21 protein-coding genes and 1 other RNA gene are annotated in these 19800 nt (G+C 64.1%); 16 read left to right on the forward strand and 6 right to left on the reverse strand.

Going from position 1 to position 19800, the window contains the following annotated elements; translation table 11 throughout:
- Positions 1–21: 21 nt before the first annotated feature.
- Positions 22–1176 (reverse strand): polysaccharide biosynthesis/export family protein, encoded by a 1155-nt coding sequence (locus ACP15I_RS11840; protein WP_424975241.1) that lies wholly within the window; start codon positions 1174–1176, stop codon positions 22–24.
- 115 nt (positions 1177–1291) lie between these two features.
- Complete coding sequence (locus ACP15I_RS11845) at positions 1292–2578, reverse strand: capsule biosynthesis protein (RefSeq protein ID WP_424975428.1); 1287 nt, start codon at positions 2576–2578, stop codon at positions 1292–1294.
- 190 nt (positions 2579–2768) lie between these two features.
- On the opposite strand from ACP15I_RS11845, the gene ACP15I_RS11850 reads away from it, so the two are divergent.
- From ACP15I_RS11850 to nusB, 4 genes are all read left to right on the forward strand, one after another.
- Positions 2769–3371, forward strand: a complete 603-nt coding sequence (locus ACP15I_RS11850; RefSeq protein WP_424965903.1) for a riboflavin synthase — start codon at positions 2769–2771, stop codon at positions 3369–3371.
- 100 nt (positions 3372–3471) lie between these two features.
- Positions 3472–4584, forward strand: coding sequence for a 3,4-dihydroxy-2-butanone-4-phosphate synthase (gene ribB, locus ACP15I_RS11855; RefSeq protein ID WP_424975242.1), 1113 nt, complete (start codon positions 3472–3474; stop codon positions 4582–4584).
- Between the two features lie 2 nt (positions 4585–4586).
- Positions 4587–5138, forward strand: a complete 552-nt coding sequence (locus ACP15I_RS11860) for a 6,7-dimethyl-8-ribityllumazine synthase (protein ID WP_424975243.1) — start codon at positions 4587–4589, stop codon at positions 5136–5138.
- Positions 5135–5614 (forward strand): transcription antitermination factor NusB, encoded by a 480-nt coding sequence (nusB, locus tag ACP15I_RS11865; RefSeq protein ID WP_424975244.1) that lies wholly within the window; start codon positions 5135–5137, stop codon positions 5612–5614. Before ACP15I_RS11860 ends, nusB begins: the two co-directional genes overlap by 4 nt.
- Before the next feature lie 72 nt (positions 5615–5686).
- Here the strand turns inward: nusB and ACP15I_RS11870 are convergent, their stop codons facing one another.
- Positions 5687–6718: a fatty acid desaturase gene (locus tag ACP15I_RS11870; RefSeq protein WP_424965907.1), complete on the reverse strand. Its 1032-nt coding sequence runs from the start codon at positions 6716–6718 to the stop codon at positions 5687–5689.
- 128 nt (positions 6719–6846) lie between these two features.
- Positions 6847–7374 carry an aggregation factor core gene (locus ACP15I_RS11875; RefSeq protein WP_424965908.1) on the reverse strand — a complete coding sequence of 176 codons (528 nt, stop codon included), beginning with the start codon at positions 7372–7374 and terminating at the stop codon, positions 6847–6849.
- Between the two features lie 190 nt (positions 7375–7564).
- On the opposite strand from ACP15I_RS11875, the gene ACP15I_RS11880 reads away from it, so the two are divergent.
- Entirely contained in the window at positions 7565–7912 is a 348-nt protein-coding gene (locus ACP15I_RS11880) for a hypothetical protein (RefSeq protein WP_424975245.1), read from the forward strand.
- 9 nt (positions 7913–7921) lie between these two features.
- Here the strand turns inward: ACP15I_RS11880 and ssrS are convergent.
- A non-coding RNA gene (ssrS, locus tag ACP15I_RS11885) (6S RNA) lies at positions 7922–8078 on the reverse strand.
- A gap of 87 nt (positions 8079–8165) precedes the next feature.
- Here ssrS and ACP15I_RS11890 point away from each other — a divergent pair.
- The 8 genes from ACP15I_RS11890 to ACP15I_RS11925 all read left to right on the forward strand — a co-directional run bounded on the left by ACP15I_RS11890 (position 8166) and on the right by ACP15I_RS11925 (position 15183).
- Positions 8166–8606, forward strand: a complete 441-nt coding sequence (locus ACP15I_RS11890) for an MmcB family DNA repair protein (protein WP_424965910.1) — start codon at positions 8166–8168, stop codon at positions 8604–8606.
- 69 nt (positions 8607–8675) lie between these two features.
- A complete protein-coding gene (locus tag ACP15I_RS11895) occupies positions 8676–9443 on the forward strand; it encodes an alpha/beta fold hydrolase (protein WP_424975246.1) in 768 nt (255 codons plus the stop codon).
- A 13-nt stretch (positions 9444–9456) separates the two neighbouring features.
- Positions 9457–10473, forward strand: a complete 1017-nt coding sequence (locus ACP15I_RS11900) for an ester cyclase (protein WP_424975247.1) — start codon at positions 9457–9459, stop codon at positions 10471–10473.
- A gap of 197 nt (positions 10474–10670) precedes the next feature.
- Positions 10671–11132, forward strand: a complete 462-nt coding sequence (locus ACP15I_RS11905) for a hypothetical protein (protein ID WP_424975248.1) — start codon at positions 10671–10673, stop codon at positions 11130–11132.
- Positions 11133–11201: 69 nt separating this feature from the next.
- Positions 11202–11957: an SDR family NAD(P)-dependent oxidoreductase gene (locus ACP15I_RS11910; protein WP_424975249.1), complete on the forward strand. Its 756-nt coding sequence runs from the start codon at positions 11202–11204 to the stop codon at positions 11955–11957.
- Positions 11958–11959: 2 nt separating this feature from the next.
- The gene (locus tag ACP15I_RS11915) at positions 11960–12991 is read left to right on the forward strand and encodes a LacI family DNA-binding transcriptional regulator (RefSeq protein WP_424975250.1); all 1032 of its coding nucleotides are present in this window, start codon (positions 11960–11962) and stop codon (positions 12989–12991) included.
- Positions 12978–13961: an ester cyclase gene (locus ACP15I_RS11920; protein WP_424975251.1), complete on the forward strand. Its 984-nt coding sequence runs from the start codon at positions 12978–12980 to the stop codon at positions 13959–13961. Before ACP15I_RS11915 ends, ACP15I_RS11920 begins: the two co-directional genes overlap by 14 nt.
- 88 nt (positions 13962–14049) lie before the next feature.
- Positions 14050–15183: a cobalamin-independent methionine synthase II family protein gene (locus ACP15I_RS11925; protein ID WP_424975252.1), complete on the forward strand. Its 1134-nt coding sequence runs from the start codon at positions 14050–14052 to the stop codon at positions 15181–15183.
- Between the two features lie 91 nt (positions 15184–15274).
- Here the strand turns inward: ACP15I_RS11925 and phaZ are convergent, their stop codons facing one another.
- Positions 15275–16552 carry a polyhydroxyalkanoate depolymerase gene (gene phaZ / locus ACP15I_RS11930; protein ID WP_424975253.1) on the reverse strand — a complete coding sequence of 426 codons (1278 nt, stop codon included), beginning with the start codon at positions 16550–16552 and terminating at the stop codon, positions 15275–15277.
- A gap of 103 nt (positions 16553–16655) precedes the next feature.
- Here phaZ and ACP15I_RS11935 point away from each other — a divergent pair, with 103 nt between their 5' ends.
- From ACP15I_RS11935 to ACP15I_RS11945, 3 genes are all read left to right on the forward strand, one after another.
- A complete protein-coding gene (locus tag ACP15I_RS11935; RefSeq protein ID WP_424975254.1) occupies positions 16656–18470 on the forward strand; it encodes a PHA/PHB synthase family protein in 1815 nt (604 codons plus the stop codon).
- Positions 18471–18598: 128 nt separating this feature from the next.
- The gene (locus ACP15I_RS11940) at positions 18599–19045 is read left to right on the forward strand and encodes a Phasin (protein WP_424965920.1); all 447 of its coding nucleotides are present in this window, start codon (positions 18599–18601) and stop codon (positions 19043–19045) included.
- 203 nt (positions 19046–19248) lie between these two features.
- A complete protein-coding gene (locus ACP15I_RS11945; RefSeq protein ID WP_424975255.1) occupies positions 19249–19695 on the forward strand; it encodes a phasin, PhaP in 447 nt (148 codons plus the stop codon).
- Positions 19696–19800: the final 105 nt, after the last annotated feature.

The raw sequence follows: 19800 nt of genomic DNA on the forward strand, positions 1-19800 counted from the left end.
CCTGTCTGTCGCTGTCCCGCGTCAGTTGCTTGTCAGCGTTTCGATATTGGCTGCGGGCTGAACCACAGCACCCAGCAGCAGGCTGACAGTCTTGTTCCAACGGGCGATCGGCGCTTCGGTCACGTAGAGCGTGTCACTGTCCTTCACGAGGAAGTCCTCGGCCACGAAGAGCCCGGTCGGTTGGGTCAGATCGAGGATGTAGACGACGCGCTGTTCGCCCTGCAACTCAGGGCGACCCAGAACGCGGCGGGCCACTTCCTCGTTTTCATCCCGCAGGATGAACACGCCGGTGGGGTCCGCGAGATTGGGGTCCAGACCACCGACCTGCGCCAGGGCTTCCAGCGCCGTCAGGTCTTGGGAGTCGAAGCGCACCCGTGTCTGGCCGCGCGTCGCACCAAGAGCGATGAAGCTGCGCGGATCCTGCTCGATCACGATGCGGTCGCCGCCCCGCAGGGCGATGTCGAGCTCGGGGTTGCTGTAGAGATCGGTGAGCCAGATCGTGCCCATCTGACCCTGGCGGATCACGCGGACGAGAACCTGCTCGTAATCGGCGAACTCGGCATTCACGCCACCGGCCCGTGCGATCATCGAGGACAGGGTCCGGGTCGGACGCTCAATCGTGTAGACGCCCTGACCGTTGACATTGCCCACCACGGTGACGGTCGCGCCGTCGCCGGCGATGCGGCGCACGCTGACCTGCGGGTCCGGTGTCTGGGTTTCAAGCTGGCGTGTGATGATCCCGCGCAGGGCTTCGGGGGTGTTGCCCGCGGCCATGATTCGGCCCGCATAGGGCACGAAGATGAACCCGGCGCTGTCCACCTGGACCTCGTCGATCACCGAGGCGGCGGCCCCGCCGCGGGCCAGAAGGCCCTCGACCACGTTTTCCCAGATGGTCAGTCCCAGCGTGTCACCGGGGCGGATCGCATCGGGGCTTACGGTGCCTGCACCCAAGAAGTTGCTTGAAAAGCCGAGCTGGTCCCGGAGCACCGTCTGCTGTGCCACCGCATCATTCACGGGGACGATATAGGCATCGCCCAACTCCGTGACGGATGCGTCAAACAGTTCGTTTTTGACCGGGCCGCTGCGCGGTAGCCCACAGGCTGCGACCGCTCCAGCGATGACCAGCACCATGCTTGCCCGGCTGATGCGGGCAATGAGACTTGTTCTGCCGAACATGATGTTTCTGCTCCTCGAGACGCATTGCGTACATTTTTCCCAAAACCCTAGGTATCTGGTCTGGCTTTGAAAAGCAGGAACGCCGCCCCTGCGCCAAACAGCAGCAGAACCGTGGTTATTTGACAACGCGTAGGGGGTGGCGACGGCGTGGCGACCCGGTTTCGAGCGCCTCATAGGGGTCTTTGGCCGACAGGATCATATCCGTGACCTGCCGCAGCAGGTGACGCCGACCCTCGGCCGAGTAGAACCCCCCGGTTACCTGGCTACTTTCGAGCAGGAAGTGCCGGAAATCGCGATAGGCGCGCATATCCGGCGGGGACGGGTCGCGGAAAAACGCGGGCAGGGTCTGGGACGAGACAAGCTCCGGCTTGCCGTAGATCGCCTGGCCGAGACACTTCACCGGCAGGCCGCGCCAGAGCGCCTGCTGCGCGGCGGTGGAATTCACCGTCAGGACCGAACGCGCCTGATCGAGGATCCGCGCCAGTTTGCCGCCCGGCACGTAATGCACCCGGTCCGACACCTTGTAGCGCCGGGCAATGCGCCGGATCTGCGCGCGGATATGGGCGCGGCCATCCTCCAGCGGGTGGGCCTTGAACACGAGGTGATGGTGGCGCGGCGCCGCGCTGGCGAAGGCGGCCATCACCTCGACCAGCACTTCGGTCATCGTGTCGTAGTCGCTATGGGCCTGAAAGGCGCTGTCATGGTCGAGCTGCAGCAGGAAGAGGTGATAGGGATATCCGCCAACCCGCACGCGGCGCGTGGCCAGCCGGCGCTCGACCATGGTGGCAGGAAGCCTCAGCAACAGCTTGAGGTATAACAGAAACTCCCGCCGAACGCTCAGGGCGCGATGGGGCTTGAAAGCGGCGTAATCCGCATTTCGGAACAGCACGTGAAAATGATAGAGCGCGCCATAGAACATGTGCTGGCGCATGTCGCCCCAGCGCGCGGGCGCTGCGGGCAGTTCGGGCATATGGCCATTCAGGGTCTGGGTCATCTCGTCGATGCCGAGAGACATCAGCCGCGAATGACCATTCGCGCCGTCCCGTTCATAGGTCACCCAGGAGGGCCGGAGATAGCCCTCTTCGAAGACATGGATCCGCAGGCCCCGACGCTCCGCCGCGCGGATCGCGGCCCGGTGGATACCCCGCACATCCCCGTAGAGCACCAGATCGGTGATCGCGTGTTCGGTCAGGATCCGGGCACAGGCGGCGGGCCAGTCCTCGGGCCGCCCGTCATAGGGCAGATAGCTGCTGCGATCGGTCCAGAACCGGGCATCCCCCGCGTTGAACCCCACACGCCAGCAGCGCGCGCCCGATTGGGTCAGCAGGCTGGCGAGCTGCGCAAAGAATGGGCCATGGGGCCCCTGCAGGAACAGGAAGCGCCGCTGGCCTGGCGATGTGATCTCGGTCGGGTGCACCGGGGGATTGTCCGTGACTGCTCTGAGCGTGGTTACCGTATCCAAGAAGGAATAGAATGGTTTCCATTAAGTAAACTACCGCCCGAAGCCTTGCCGGTTTGCAGCGAAGTCTTGCCGGGGCTCGCCCGGCCCGCTAGCTGTGCCCTACGCGCAGACCATCGGGAGACTTGGGTTCATGTTCACGGGAATCATCACGGATATCGGCACCATCCGCGCGCTGGAACAGGCGGGCGATCTGCGTGCGCGCATCGGGTGCTCCTATGACCCGGCGGGGATCGATCTGGGCGCGTCGATTGCCTGCAATGGCGTCTGCCTGACGGTGATCGAAACGGGCGCGGATCCCGAGACCGGCCCATGGTTTGATGTGCAGATCAGCGCCGAGAGTGTGGACAAGACCAATATCGGCGACTGGACCCTCGGTCACAGGCTGAACCTGGAACGCGCGCTCAAGGTCGGGGATGAGCTGGGCGGGCATATCGTATCGGGGCATGTGGACGGGGTCGCCGTGGTCACCCGGATGCGCGATGAGGGCGACAGCACCCGGGTCACCTTCCGTGCGCCCGATGCGCTGGCCAAATTCGTTGCGCCCAAGGGCTCGGTCGCGCTGGATGGCACCTCGCTGACCGTGAACGAGGTCGAGGGCGCGGAGTTCGGGATCAACTTCATCCCGCATACCAAATCCGCCACGACCTGGGGCGATGTCGCCGTGGGCGACCGCATCAATCTCGAGATCGACACCCTCGCGCGCTATGTTGCGCGGCTCAAGGACTGGGGCTGACCGGCGAACCAGAGGCCGTGCGCCCGCCAAGAGACGTCCGGTCGCTCTGGCGCTTCCCGAATGGCTGAGGTATCTGGCGCGCAGCACGATAGGAGCGACGATGGCCGAGACACTTGAGACGGACTTCTCCGACGCGATTTCCAGCGTCGATGAGATCATCGAAGACGCGCGCAATGGCCGGATGTTCATCCTTGTGGACCATGAGGACCGCGAGAATGAAGGGGATCTGGTGATCCCGGCCCAGATGGCGACACCGGATGCGGTCAACTTCATGGCGACCTATGGCCGGGGCCTGATCTGCCTGACCCTGACCGGGGAGCGGATCGACCAGCTGGGGCTGCCGCTGATGGCGTCGCATAACTCCTCGCGCCATGAGACCGCCTTCACCGTCTCGATCGAAGCCCGCGAAGGCGTCTCGACGGGGATCTCGGCGGCTGACCGGGCCTTGACCGTGGCCGTGGCGATCGACGGCTCCAAGGGCGCCTCGGATATCGCGACCCCGGGCCACGTCTTCCCGCTGCGCGCCCGCGATGGCGGCGTGCTCGTGCGTGCAGGCCATACCGAGGCCGCCGTGGATGTGAGCCGTTTGGCCGGTTTGAACCCGTCGGGCGTGATCTGCGAGATCATGAATGATGACGGCTCCATGGCGCGGCTGCCGGATCTGGTGGCTTTCGCCCAGCGGCACAACCTCAAGATCGGGACGATCTCGGACTTGATTGCCTATCGCCGCCGCAACGACAATCTCGTGAAGGTGACCAAGGAAAGCACGCTCACCTCGGAGTTTGGCGGCGAGTGGTCGCTGAAGATCTACACCGACGAGACCCAGGGCGCCGAGCATATCGCGCTGATCAAGGGCGACATCACCACGCCGGAGCCGGTGCTGGTGCGGATGCATGCACTCGATCCGATGCTCGACATCGTGGGCACCGGCGGGGCCGGGCGCGCCGGTGAGTTCGGCGATGCCATGCGCTGTGTCGCCGAAGAGGGGCGCGGTATCGTGGTCTTGCTGCGTGATACGACCATGAAGCTGGTGGCCGATGAAGAGGTCTCGCCGCAGACCCTGCGCCAATACGGGCTGGGGGCACAGATCCTGTCCTCGCTCGGCCTGTCGGAGCTCATCCTTCTGACCAATTCCCCGTCGCCCAAGGTGATCGGCCTCGAGGCTTACGGCCTCACGATCCTGGGCACCCGCAAAATTCCGATACAGAGATAATCATGGCCCAGACAGACGCCCATACCGAGCTGCCGACGCCGCAGTTTGACAAGCCGGTGAAGCTGCTCATCGTGCAATCGCCCTATTACAAGGAGATCGCCGAGGGGCTTCTGACCGGTGCCAAGGCCGTGCTCGACGCGGCCGGGGCCAGCTATGACGTGGTCCAGATGCCCGGCGCGCTGGAGATCCCGCCCGCGATCCGGATCGCCCATGTGCAGTCGAACTATGATGGCTATGTGGCGCTAGGCTGTGTGATCCGGGGCGAGACCACCCATTACGAGACCGTCTGCAATGACAGCTCGCACGGGCTGATGCTGCTCGGTCTGCAGGGGGCCTGCCTCGGCAATGGCATCCTGACGGTGGAGAATGAGCAGCAAGCCCTCGTGCGCGCCGATCCCGAGGGCCAGAACAAGGGCGGCGGGGCTGCGGCGGCGGCGCTGCATCTGATCGCCCTGTCGCGCTCTTATGCCAGCGAGACCAAGGGCGTTGGCTTCAAGCCCAAATCCGAGACCATTCTGGTGGCGGGCCGTGGCGAAGGAACGACCACCGCATGAGCAAGGTACCGGCCAAACTCGCCGCCAAGCGGCAGGCGAAATCCGCCGCGCGCCTCTATGGCGTGCAGGCCCTGTTCCAGATGGAAGTCTCGGGGCAGATGACCGATGACGTGATCCGCGAGTTCGAAGATCACCGGTTCGGCGCGACCTATGACGAGGTCGAGATGGCCGAGGGCCATGTGGACCTCTTTCGCCGGATCGTGCGCGATGCGGTGAACCTGCAGGCGAAGATCGACCAGATGACCGACCGGGCGCTGGCCTCGGCCTGGCCCATCGACCGGATCGACCCGACCCTGCGCGCGCTTTTCCGCGCCGCGGGGGCCGAGCTGTCGGATGCGGGGACACCGCCCAAGGTGGTGATCACCGAATATGTGGATGTGGCGCGCGCCTTCTTTCCCGAAGGCAAAGAGCCGCGTTTCGTCAACGCCGTGCTCGACCACATGGCACGCGAAGCGCGCCCCGAAGACTTCGCCTAACGCAAATGGGCCCCGGGTGGGGCCCATGTCTTACCGGACACCCCTGTCCATCTGTGGCCGTTGGTGCGCGGCCTAGAGCGCGCGTGCCTGACGGAAGGAGACCAGCCGTCGGCTGCCTTCGTCCCACAGATGCAGGCGGGCGCAGGCAAAGCTTTCCCACAGGGTCAGGCGGCTGATCTCCACCAGCGATCCGTGATCCCGCAGGACCTCGGTCAGCCGATAGAACGGGATCCGGCTATAAAGGTGGTGCACATGGTGAATCCCGATATTCCCGGTCAGCCAGCGCAGGGGCTTGGGCAGATCGTAGTGGGAGCTGCCGGCCAGCGCGGCTTCATGCAGTTGCCAGTCCTCGGCCTCGTCCCAATGGGTCGTCTCGAACTGGTGCTGGACATAGAAGAGCCAGACGCCCATGGCTGCCGCGGCCGCTCCGGTGGGCACATAGATCGCCAGCACGACCGAGGAGCCGCCGAGATACCAGATCGTCGCGATCAGGCAGGCGAGCGCCAGGTTCGTGCCCATGGCGCTGATCCAGTAGCGCGCACCGGCCCGCATCAGGCCGATGGGCAGGCGGTGCTGGATGAAGAACTGATAGACCGGACCGATCGCGAACAGGGTCAGCGGATGGCGGTAGGCGCGGTAGCGCAGCTTCCCGAGCCAGTCGCGGGCATTGTATTCCGCCACCGTCAGGGTCGTCACATCGCCCAGCCCGCGCGCATCCAGGTTCCCCGAAGAGTTGTGATGGATCGCATGGGTCCGGCGCCAGTAATCATAGGGCGTCAGGGTCAGAACACCGATGCTGCGCCCGAGCCAGTCCGCGACCTTGCGGTTCTGCAGGTAGGATCCGTGTCCGCAATCATGCTGGATGATGAACAGACGGACCAGAAAGATCCCGTTGATCATCGCAATGGCCACCGCGGCGAGCACGCTGCTCTGCAGGGCCCAGACCGCCAGCGCCCACATGCCGAGAAATCCGGCCAGGGTCACAAGGAGCTCAAAGACGCTCCGGGCTGTGTTGGGGGTTCGATACGCGGCCAGAACACGGACCCAGTCCTGTGCGCTACGCTCTACGGGGGCTGGCGACGCCAGTGTTGTCTGAAAGGTCATTGTCCATCCGCATTACCTCGCAGACCCGACCTATAGAAAAACCCTGATTGCGCAAGCAGAATGCACCTTGCCCGCGAAATAGTCGCGCCGGAAACGCGGGCAAGATGGGGTCGTTTCGGGGGCTGTGCTCAGCTCATGCAGCCCGGAACGCGGACCAGCGCGCGGGCGCTGTCATCGAAGGTCCCTTCGAGCACGCCGGCCCCGGATTGTGCCACACGCGCCTTGGCGCCACGGATCTCGGCCCCCGAGACCACGGTGGGACGGCTGCCTGCGCTGTCATCCACATCGACGGTGAAGGCGGCGTGCTGCATCGGCATCATCCGGTCGAAGCGGATGGTGACGCTGCGATCCCCGTCGCGCAACTCGCTGACCCCGGCGATGTCTTCGGCACCCAGAATGACATCAATGGGTTGAAAGACTTCGACCCCGGCGCCGCCTTCGGCTACATCAAAGATCAACGCCCCGTCCGAGCCTTCGAGATCGACGATCACATCCGTCGGGCCCAGCGGGCATTCGCCGGTATAGACGATCATGAACCGGTCCTTGGGCGCGCCCTCGTCAAAGGCGATCGAGACATCCGCCAGGGCAAGGCTGCCGGATAGGCTGAGCGCCGCGAGGCCGAGGGCGGGGATGCGGGCGGATCGGGGAAAGGGCATGCTGTGTCTCCTATGGCTGAGGGACAGCTAGCGCGCGCTCCGGCTGCGTCCATATTAGTGCAAATCCCGCATCCGGGCGGTTTTCGGCTTATTTCTTCGGCAGAGGGGCCAATGCGCGCGCACCCCCGGTCGGTGGCTCTGGCAAAGCGCGTTGGGGATGCTATTTCTAGCAGGGAAAGGGAGTGCCCCAATGCCCGAACTCATTCGTCTTTATATCCGCCAGTGCTTCATCGGCTTTGGCATCGCAATCGCCTTTGTCGGCATGCTCTATGCCTTCGATATCGGCGGGCTCTGGTCGCTGGTGTCCCACTCGGATGAGGCAGTGCTCGTCACCGCGATGCTCGTCATCTCGAATGCGGTGGTCTTCTGCGGGGTGCAGTTTGCCATCGCCATCATGCGCATGGCTGAGCCCGAGGACAAGGACACGCCCCGCGGCGGGACCCGTGCGCGCTCGCCGCGCCTGCAGCCCAGCCCGATCCCGGTCGTGCGGCGCCCGCGCAAGCGCGGTCCGGATCTGCAAGAGCGGCATCTGGTCTGACGGGCAAGCGGCGGGACCACCCTGTACCGGGGAGGCGTTGAATTCCCGAGGACCTGTATATACAGGTGGGCGCCAGGTAAGTGGACCACGGTCCAAACAGAGCCAGCTCCCTCGGAGTTGCTTAAGGCCACCGGAATTTGGCCCATGTCGAGTACGGCAGTACCCGCCTTCTTGGGTACATAGGGCCTGCACCTGCCCCGAACAAGCGCGAAACGTCTGGACAGATGTTCATGACTTGTTCATATTTTCCGGTATGCCCAATGACCTCCAGCCCGGCCAGAAACTGGCCCGCGGTGTCAGCCGCCATCTGCGCAGCCTCGATTTCGCCTGTCTCGAGGAATTCGTGCCCGAACGCGGGCTGCGCGTGGATGTCATGGCGCTCGGCCCCAAGGGCGAGCTTTGGGTGGTGGAATGCAAATCGAGCCGCGCGGATTTCACCTCGGATGCGAAATGGGGCGGTTATCTCGATTGGTGCGACCGCTATTTCTGGGCCGTGGACGGGGCGTTTCCCTGTGATCTCTTGCCCGAGGATACCGGGTTGATCCTGGCCGATGCCTATGACGCCGAGATCCAGCGCATGCCCGCCGAGCACAAGCTGGCCGGGGCGAGGCGTACCGCGTTGACCCGACGGTTCGCGCGCACGGCGGCTCTGCGCCTGCATCTGGCCCGGGACCCGGAACTGGCGCTGGCCTGAGGGTGGTTGCGCGTTGCCAGATCGCTGTCTAACCCTGTGACGAGACCTGCCCAAGGAGCATCGCTGCCCATGTCCGCGCCCAGCCCATCCTATCTCGAGACCCCGCAGGGACGCCGCCTCGCCTATCATGCCACCGAGGGACAAGGGCCCATGGTGGTCTTTCTCGGTGGGCTGAAATCCGACATGGACGGCTCCAAGGCGCTCCATCTTGAAGCCTGGGCGCAACAGACCGGGCGCGCCTTTCTGCGGTTCGACTATTCCGGCCACGGCCAGAGCAGCGGCGTCTTCGCCGAGGGCTGCATCGGTGAGTGGAGCGAGGACGCCGCCGAAATGCTCGCGGCGCGCACCGAAGGGCCGCTCGTGCTGGTCGGATCTTCCATGGGCGGCTGGATCTCCTTGCGGATGGCGCGCGCGCTGCCCGAGCGGGTGGTCGGGCTCGTGACCGTCGCCGCCGCGCCGGACTTCACCGAGGATGAATGGTGGGAGGGCATGTCCGAGGCCGAAAAGGCGCAGATGGACCGCGATGGCTTCATCGCCCGGCCGTCGGATTACGAGGACAGCGACTATATCATCACCCGCAAGTTCATCGAGGATGGCCGTCAGAACCTCGTGCTGCGCGATCCGCTGCCCTTGCCGATGGTGACGCGGTTCCTCCACGGCACCGGGGATGAGACCGTGCCCACGCGGCTGGCCCTGCGGCTGCTTGATCATGCGCAGGGGCCTGATATGCGCCTGACCCTCGTGGATGGGGCGGACCACCGGTTTTCCGATGACCGCTGTCTGGCGCTGATCGCGGCCACGGTCGAGGACGTGCTGGCGCAAGCCGCAGCCGCCTGACGGAGGGCAGGGCGTGCTTCAGTCCCATGACCCGACCGGGGCCATCGCCGGGCTCCACCAAGCGCTCTACCATGATCTGGCAGGCGGGGCCGAAGCCGGGCGCGCGGCCTTTGCCGAGGGGGCCGCGATCCGTCTCTGTCACCCGCTGGGGGATCTGACCGGCTGGGACGGGCTTTGGTCCGGGGCGCTCGCCCCGCTGGCCGCGGCCATGCCCGATGCGGAGCGTCGGGACTACATCCGGATCGCCGGAGAGGATCATGACGGGGCCCTCTGGATCGGCAGCGCCGGTCTCTATCTCGGCAGTTTCATCGCGCCCTTCCTCGGCATTCCGCCGACCCAGCGCGTCGCCCATATGCGCTTCCACGAGTTTTTTCGCGTCGAGGCAGGCAGGATCGTCGAGATGCAGGCGATCTGGGACCTGCCGGAGCTGATGATGCAGGCGGGCGCCTGGCCCATGGCGCCGAGCCTCGGGCGCGATTGGTGCATCCCCGGCCCAGCCGATGGCAGCGGGCAGGGGCCACACGGGGATGAAGGGGCGGCCTCCTGCGCCCATGTGGTGGCCATGCTGGAGGCGATGATCCGGCATCCCGGGCAAGGCGGTCCCGAGGTGATGGAGCTCGACCGGTTTTGGCACCCGAAGATGATGTGGTACGGCCCGGCCGGGATCGGCACCGGGCGCGGGACCGCTGGATTTCGCCACCACCACCAGATCCCGTTCCTCAAGGCCATGCCCGATCGCGGTGCCTATCCGGAACGGGTCACGCATCACTTCTTCGGCGAGGGGGCGTTTGTTGGCGTGACCGGATGGCCCAACATGGCCCAGACGATCGCCGGCGATGGCTGGCTTGGGATCGCGCCCGCGGGGCAGGAGGTGACCCTCCGCTCGCTCGATTTCTGGCGGCTCGAGGACGGGCTGATCCGGGAAAACTGGGTGCTGGTCGATCTGCTCGACCTTTACCGCCAGATCGGCGTCGATGTGATGGCGCGGATGCGGGAGCTGCCACCCCGGGGCGGGATCGCCTTGCGATGAGCCGGGATCCGACCCGCATCCCCCGCAAAAAGCCCGGCACCTATGTCGGATTGGAGGATTTGGGTCGCGTTCGCCTCAGCAGATATTTCGCATTACGAGACTTTCTGGGCTCTGAAATCGGGAATTTCTATCAGATATCGAATATTCCCGACGATCCGGCCCTAGCAATCGCGGCTGGCCGGGCCTTGGCGGTCAATTTGCTGGATCCGCTTGTCGAAACCTTCGGGCCGATCGATATCCGCTCGGCTTATCGTGCGCCGGAGCTGAACCATTTCGGGGCCAGCTCGGTGCGCCCTCAGAAATGCGCGGCCAACCCGAAGAACTACGCGGGCCATATCTGGGACCGGCGGGATGCCAAAGGGCGGATGGGGGCCTGCACCAGCCTCTCGATCCCGTGGTTCGCGCGGCGCTATGCCGAGGGGCGCGATTGGCGCGATCTGGCCTGGTGGCTCTGGGATCACCTGGACTTCCACGAGGTGTACTTCTTTCCCAAGACGGCGGCCTTCAACCTGACCTGGCGCGAGGCACCGCGCAAACGGATCCTGTCCTATATCCGCCCCAAGGGGCTGCTGGCCTCGGCCCGGCATCCACCACCCCCGGACCGGGCCGAACGCTACGCGGATTTTCCGCCGTTTCGCGCCATAAAATATCCGGACTGAGCCTCGACAGGGCACAGATGGCAGGCTAGCACTTGGGCTTGCATAGGATTGCAAGAACGCAGAGCCCCGATGACCCTTCCCCGTACTCCTTCCTTTCGTCTCGATGGCCGCCGGGCCCTCGTCACCGGTGCCTCGCGCGGGATCGGGCTGGGCTGCGCCGTGGCGCTGGCCGAGGCCGGGGCCCATGTGGTGCTTGCAGCGCGCGGTGCCGAGACACTCAATGACGTGGTGACCGAGATGCGGGCCGAAGGCTGGTCGGTTGAGGCCAAGGCGCTGGACGTCACCGATCTGGCGGCGCAGAGCGCGTTCTTTGACGCGCAGGCGCCCTTTGATTGCCTCGTGAATTCGGCAGGGCTGGCGCGCCATTCGGCGGCGCTCGACACGGATCCGGCGGATTTCGACGCGGTGATGTCCGTGAACCTGCGCGCGGCCTATTTCCTTGCGACCAATGCGGCCCGGGACATGCCCGAGGGCGGCAGCATCGTGCAGATCAGCAGTCAGATGGGCCATGTGGGCGGGCTCGACCGGGCGGTCTATTGTGCCTCCAAGCACGGGGTCGAGGGGATGACCAAGGCCATGGCGCAGGAGTTCGGACCGCGCGGCATCCGCGTCAACACGCTCTGCCCGACCTTCATCCGCACCCCCCTGACGGAGCCGACCTTTGCGGACCCGGAGAAACGCGCCTGGATCATGAGCAAGATCAAGCTGCCCCGGGTGGCCGAGGTCGAGGATATCATGGGCGCGGTCGTGTTCCTCTGCGCGCCGGCCAGCGCCATGGTGACGGGCACCGGCCTCTTGGTCGATGGCGGCTGGACCAGCGGCTGACCATGGCCCGCGACAGGATCACCTCGACCGATGTGGCGCGCGCGGCGGGCGTCAGCCAGTCGGCGGTGAGCCGGGTCTTCACGCCGGGGGCCTCGGTCTCGCCCAAGACGGCGCGCAAGGTGCGGGATGCGGCGGATCAACTGGGCTACCGGCCCAACGTCCTCGCGCGGTCGCTGATCACCGGGCGGTCCAAGATCATCGGCCTCGTGGTCGCCTATCTCGACAACCAGTTCTATCCCGATGCTCTGGAGCGTCTGTCCACCGCCCTGCAGGACAAGGGCTATCACATCCTGATCTTCATGGCCTCGGGCACCGGCGCGCAGGTGGACAAGGTGATTGGCGAGCTGCTGGATTATCAGGTGGACGGGATCATCACCGCCTCGGTGGGCATGTCCGACGAGATCACCGCACGCTGCGAGGCGGCGGGGATTCCGGTCGTGCTGTTCAATCGCGGGCAGGATGATCCGCGCCTGTCCTCTGTCACCTCGGACAATTTCAACGGCGCGCGCGAAGTGGCGCGCTTTCTGGTGGCGGGGGGGCATGGGCGGATTGCCCATATCACCGGCTGGACCGGCTCCAGCACGGGTCGGGACCGCGAGGCGGGCTTTCTCGCGGGGCTGGCGGATCTGGGCCGTGCGCCCTGTGCCGTGCTCGACGGCCACTACCGGCGCCATGAGGCGGCGGAGGCCGCCAAGGCCCTGTTCGCGATGGACACGCCGCCGGATGCGATCTTTGTGGGCAATGACCATATGGCGTTTTCCGTGCTCGACGCGTTGCGGGGCCCGCTCGGCCTGCGCGTCCCCGAGGATGTTTCGGTCGTGGGATATGACGACGTCCCGCTTGCGGAATGGGGCGCTTATCAGCTGACCACGTGGCGGCAACCCTCGAACCGCATGGTATCGGAGGCGGTGGAGCTGATGCTCGGTCTGATCGAAGACCCGGACCGCCCGCCCGAGAAGAAAGAAATCACCGGGAGGCTCGTTCTGCGCGCCTCCGCACGCGTGCCGGAAGGATGGCCAGATGCAGGGCTTTGACCCCAAGTTTCAGGATTTCCCCGACTATATCATCGGGATCACCAAGGAGATCTGGGAGGATCGCGGGATCGCGACCCTCCACCAATACTATGCGCCGGATATCGTCGTGCGCTCGCCGGCCTCGGTGGTGATCGGGAATGAGGGGGTGATCGCGGCGACCATGGCGACTCTGGCGGAGTTCCCTGATCGCACGCTGCTGGGCGAAGACGTCATCTGGTCCGGGACGCCGGAGACCGGGATGCTCAGCTCGCACCGGTTGCTGAGTACCGCGACCCATATGGGCGACGGGGCGTATGGGGCGGCCACGGGCAAACGGCTGACCTATCGGATCATGGCCGATTGCCATGCGCGCGAGAACCGGATCGATGACGAATGGCTGATCCGCGATCAGGGCGCCATCGTGCGACAGATGGGCTGGGATCCCAAGGCCTTTGCCGCGGATCAGATCGCCCGTGAGGGCGGGCCAGAGCTCTGTCCGCGTCCGCTCAGCCCGGCAGTGGATCGACCGGGGCCCTATAAAGGGCGCGGCAATGCCAGTCGTTGGGGCGACCGGGCTGCCGAGATCCTGACCCGGATCATGGGGGCGGACATGGCCGTCATTCCCGAGACCTATGACCGGGCCTGTCAGGTCGAGTACCCGGGCGGGCTGACCGGGCATTCCCACGAGGCGGTGGACCGGTTCTGGATGCAGTTGCGCGCGGCTTTTCCCTCGGCGACGTTCCAGATCGATCACCTGATCGGTCGCGACGACCCGTTGATGCCGCCCCGTGCGGCCATGCGTTGGTCGCTCCACGGGCGGCATGATGGCTGGGGGGCGTTCGGGGCGCCGACCGGGGCCGAGGTCTATATCCTCGGGATCACCCATCTGGAGTTTGGCAGCCTTGGCGCCGCCGAACCCAAGGTTCGGCGCGACTATACGATCTATGACGAGACAGCGATCTGGAAACAGATCCTGCTGGCGACGGGCTAGAGGCCCGCGCCCACGCCCCCCGGGGGGACCGACGACCACGCCGCGCCGATCGGGGCGGCGGAGACGATCCGAGTGAGGAGGAACATCGGTGGCTATCAGAACAACCCATGTGGGCAGCCTGCCCCGCAGCCAGGAGGTGGTGGATTTCATCTTCGCCCGCGAGCAGGAGGCAGCCTATGACGCCGACGCCTTTGCAGCGGCCATGACCAAGGGCAGTGCCGAGACGGTGGCCAAGCAGGTTGCGGCGGGGATCGACATCGTGAGCGATGGCGAGACCTCGAAGATCAGCTATGCCACCTATGTGAAGGACCGCTACACGGGCTTTGCCGGGGACAGCAAACGCAATGCGCCTGCGGATCTGAAGATGTTTCCGGCCTTTCTGGAACGGCTGAAAGATGATGGCGGGACCCCGACCTATGCGCGGCCCATGTGCGTGGGCGAGGTGCGCTCCAAGGGGCAGGGCGAGCTGGAGATCGACATTGCCAACCTCAAGGCGGCCATGGCGGCGGAGGGCGCCTCGGAGGGGTTCATGAACGCGGCCTCGCCGGGGGTGATATCGCTTTTTCTGCAAAACGACTTCTACCCAACGCGCGACGCCTATCTCGCGGCGCTGGCCGATGCGATGGCCGAGGAGTACCGCACGATTGTCGATGCCGGGCTCTACCTGCAGCTCGACTGCCCGGATCTGGCCCTGTCGCGGCACATGCTCTTCACCGACCTGTCCGATCACGAATTCCTCAAGATCGCGGCCAGCCATGTGGAGGCGCTGAACCACGCGCTGTCAGGGATCGATCCGTCGCGGGTGCGGGTCCATATCTGCTGGGGCAATTACGAGGGTCCCCATGTCTGCGACATCGATATGGACAAGGTGTTCAGCACGCTGATGGGGGTGGGGGCGCAACAAATCTTGTTTGAAACCTCCAACCCGCGGCATGCCCATGAATGGACCGTGTTCCGCGACCGCAAGGCAGAGATCCCCGAGGACAAGATCCTGGTGCCGGGCGTGGTGGACAGCACCACGAACTTCGTTGAACACCCCGAACTGGTGGCGCAGCGGATCGAGACCTTTGCGGGGATCGTCGGAGCGGAGCGGGTCATCGCGGGATCCGATTGCGGTTTCGGGACCTTTGCCGGGTTCGGCGCCGTGGACCCGGATATCGCCTATGCCAAGCTTGCCGCCTTGTCGGAAGGTGCGTGGCGCGCGTCGGATCGCCTGGGGTGAAGCGTTACTTGCGCTTCTGTCTTCAGTTGCCTGAGTTAAAATGAAAAATGCCGCCCAGAGGGGCGGCATTTTGCGTCATTATTGGGGGCGCTCAGTTGGCGGCCGTGCCCGCATTGGTGTTGGCCGCCTTCGGCTCGAGATCGCTATTGGCGTCGATGAACTCCAGCACAAGCGGCCGGATGTTGTTGCGCCAGGAGCGGCCCGCGAAGATGCCGTAATGGCCCGCGCCCGGTTCCAGATGGCTTGCCTTTTTCGATTGCGGCAGGCCGGTGCAGAGGTCGAGCGCCGCGACGCATTGGCCCGGGGCCGAGATGTCGTCATCCATGCCTTCGACCGTCTTCACGGCCACGGTGGTGATCTTGCCCAGATCCACCTGCACCCCGTTCACGGTAAAGATATTCTTGGCAATCTCGCGGTTCTTGAAGACCCGCTCCACCGTCGAGAGGTAGAATTCCGCCGTCATGTCCATGACCGCCAGATACTCGTCATAGAAGCGGTTATGGGCGTCGTGATCCGTGGCCTCGCCCTTGGCAACGCGGACCACCTGATCCGTGAAGGCCTTGGAGTGCCGCTCGGCATTCATCGACATGAAGGACGCCAGCTGCAGCAGGCCCGGATAGACCAGCCGGCCCACGCCCGCATATTTGAAGCCGACCCGCTGGATCATCGTCTGTTCCAGCTGGCCCATGGTCACCCGGTTGCCGAAATCGGTCACCTCGGTCGGGGTGGCGTCCGGGTCGATGGGACCGCCGATCAGGGTCAGGGAGCGGGGCTGAGCGTCCGGCTCTTCGCCTGCCAGGTATGCAGTCGCTGCAAGGGTCAGCGGGGCGGGCTGACACACGGCGATGACATGGGTGTCGGGGCCCATCTCCTTGAGGAAGTCCACGAGGTAGAGGGTGTAATCCTCCACGTCGAACTTGCCCTCGGAGACCGGGATGTCCCGGGCGTTGTGCCAGTCGGTGATATAGACTTCGCAATCGGGCAGCAGGCTCAGCACGGTGGAGCGCAGCAGGGTCGCGTAATGCCCGGACATGGGCGCCACGAGCAGCACCTTGCGGCGCTTCTTCGGACGGCCCAACACATTGAAACGAATGAGATCTCCGAAGGGCCGCGGCACCACGATCTCGGTCTCGACCAGGTGGTCGCGGCCGTCCTCGGCGACCACGGACCGGATGCCCCAGTCGGGCTTCGCGACCATGCGCGCGAAGGTCCGTTCGGTCACTTCGCCCCAGCCGGCCATCACCTTGAAGAACGGGTTCGGGATCATGCCCGTGGCCGGGTAGGAGGCCATTGCACGAGCGGTCGCCCCCAGCCACTCATTCGTATTTCGCGCACTTTCCATCAGATCGTATGTCACGAGGTACTTCACGACGTCTCCTTCACTCCCGGTTGCCCGGATCAATTCGTCGCTTTGCCCCCCCGTGCAGGCGACGATAGTCTCAGGTCGCGGAACATACGGGGAAAGTGGTGGTATGACAACCGAGTCGAAGGAGCGCAGCGTCGCAGGCGAAGATATGGGCGAAAACTTAGAGAAATTGAATGCGAATGTTGCGAGAATGGAAGATCTTTCGCAACGATTGGTCCGAGCCATCTCTCAGCGTGAGTCCCATGATACCGGCCTTCAGGGGCCGGGAACGGACGTCTACATGAAGGCCGCATCGGCCTATGTGACGGAGGTTCTGAACAATCCTGCGAAGCTGATGGAGCACCAGGTCCAGTACTGGGGCAAGACATTGAAACACGTGGTGGAGGCGCAGCAGATGCTGGCCAAGGGCAAGCTTGCCGCCCCCCATGATGAGCATACGGGCGACCGGCGGTTCAAGAACCCGCTCTGGGACACCCATCCTTATTTTAACTTTGTAAAACAGCAGTATCTGATCTCTGCCGAGACCATCGAAAAGGCCGTGGCGGACCTTGATCATCTGGAGCCGAACGACAAGAAACGGGTGGAATTCTTCTCCAAGCAGATCGTGGATCTGTTCTCGCCGGCGAACTTCCTGTCGACCAATCCGGACGCGCTGGAGAAGGCGGTCGAGACCAATGGCGAGTCCCTTGTCCGGGGCATGGAGAACCTGGTCCGCGACATAGAGTCCAATCACGGCGAGCATCTGGTGACCCTGTCGGATCCGGAGGCGTTCCATGTGGGTCAGGATCTTGCCACCACCGAAGGTTCGGTCGTCTTCCGAAACCGCATGTTCGAACTGATCCAGTACGCGCCCAAGACGGAGACGGTCTGCAAGACGCCGCTCATCCTCTTCCCGCCCTGGATCAACAAGTTCTACATCCTCGACCTGAAGCCCAAGAACTCGCTGATCAAATGGATCGTGGAGCAAGGCTACACCCTTTTCGTGGTGAGCTGGGTGAACCCGGATGACCGCTATGCGGATGTCAGCCTCGATACCTATGTCGAAGAGGGCTACCTGACGGCGATCGAGGAGGTGAAGAAGATCACCGGCGAGAAGCAGGTCAACACGGTGGGGTATTGCATCGCCGGGACCACGCTGACCTCGGTGCTGGCGCTGATGAACAAGCGCGGCGATAAATCCGTGCGCTCGGCGACCTTCTTTACCACGCTCACGGATTTCGAGGATGCGGGCGAGATGGCCGTGTTCCTCGATGATGACTTCGTGGACGGGATCGAGCGCGAGGTGGCCAACAAGGGCTACCTGCACTCCTTCTTCATGTCCCGGACCTTCTCGTATCTGCGGGCCAATGACCTGGTCTATGGCCCCGCGATCCGCAGCTACATGATGGGGGAGGCGCCGCCTGCCTTCGATCTGCTGCATTGGAATGGCGACAGCACGAACTTGCCGGGCAAGATGGTGGTGCAGTATCTGCGCGACCTGTGCCAGGGCAACAAGCTCGCCAAGGGGGAGTTCGAGCTCTGCGGCGAAACCCTGTCCCTGTCGGATGTGAAAACCCCGGCCTATTCCATCGCCTGCGAGACCGATCATATCGCCCATTGGAAAGGGGCCTATGCCGGGTTCAAGCAGTTCGGCAGCCGTGACAAGACCTTTGTGGTCTCGGAATCGGGCCATATCGCCGGGATCGTGAACCCGCCGAGCAAGATGAAATACGGGCACTACACCAATGACGGCCCCATGGGCGAGGACGAGACCTGGCTGGCGGAGGCCGAGTTCCACGAGGGCTCCTGGTGGCCGCGCTGGTCGGACTGGCTCAAGCGGCGCTCCGGGGCACAGATCCCGGCCCGTCAACCGGGGGATGCGACTCACCCTGTTCTCGCTGCGGCACCCGGAAATTACGTGGTTTCCACGCCAAGCGACTGATAATTCGCAATTTAAAAAATACTGCACTGCAGCAATCACGACTTGATTTGCTGCAGTGCAGCACGTATATATCTTTCCAGACGCAGAAGACACCCGGCGGTCGGGTGGAAGCGCCGAGGAGAGAAACAATGGCTAAAGCTGAAGACTTCACCAAATACATGTCCGACCTGATGGCTTCGTTCCCGATGGACACATCCGCCATGACGGACGCCTTCAAGAACTCCGCCGCTCTGAGCGAGAAGCTGTCGAAAGTGGCTCTGGAAGCCGCTGACAAGTCGACCGAGATCTCCACCAAGTGGACCAAAGAGACCATCTCGAAGCTGGGCGACGTCACCGCCGCCAAGACCGAGCCGACCGACTACACCAAAGCGATGACCGATTTCGCCTCCGCACAGGCTGAAATGGCGTCCGAGAACATGGCTGCCTTCGCTGAAGTTGCCAAGAAAGTTCAGATGGAAACCGTCGAGCTGATGCTGGCCGCTGGCAAGGAAGTCCAGGAAGAGACCACCGCCGCTGTCAAGAAAGCAACTGCTGAAGCCACTTCCGCAGCCAAGAAAGTCGCTGCTGCAAAGTAAGCGCTTGTAACAGAACACCTTCCTCCTCCCAATCAGGTGTTCCGTTAGAAGGGGTGGGCCGCAAGGCTCACCTCTTTTTTTTATGCGGGCTGGGGCATATCGCTGCACTGCAGCAGAATCCTGTTGGAGGACCAAGCGGTCTTTCCGTACAGTCGTTGCGCGGTCTGTTAATGTCCTGCACGGACACATCTGAGGAAAAGAACATGGTCAAGAACGACGATTTCACCAAATACATCACGGACATGCTGGCGGCGTATAAAATGGACAACAGCGCCATGACCGGCGCGTTCAAGAATTCCGCCGAGCTGGCCGACAAGATGTCCCAGGTCGCTCTCGAAGCGGCGGAACGCGCCAATGACGTCTCCGCGCAATGGGCCAAGGACACGCTCAGCAAGATGGGCGACGTGACGACCTCCAAGTCGGATCCGGCCGACTACACCAAGGCGATGAGCGAGTTCGCCGCGGCGCAGGCAGAGATGTCCGCCGAGATGATGTCGGCCTATGCCGAAATCGCCAAGAAGGTGCAGATGGAGACGGTCGAGCTGATGATGGGCGCGACCAAGGACATGCAGGAGGAGATCGCCTCTGCAGTCAGCACGCCGAAACCGGCCGCCAAGAAAAAGGCCGCACCGCGCCGGAAGACCAAGTAAACGGTCGATTGTTTCCGGATCCGGGGCGCTGAACCGATCGCGCCCCGGGATTGGCTCACCCCCTCTTTCTTTTTCTGCAGCGCTGCCCTAAGCTTCGCTGCACCG

This window comes from Dinoroseobacter sp. S124A (genome assembly GCF_049801015.1).
GTDB lineage: Bacteria > Pseudomonadota > Alphaproteobacteria > Rhodobacterales > Rhodobacteraceae > Dinoroseobacter.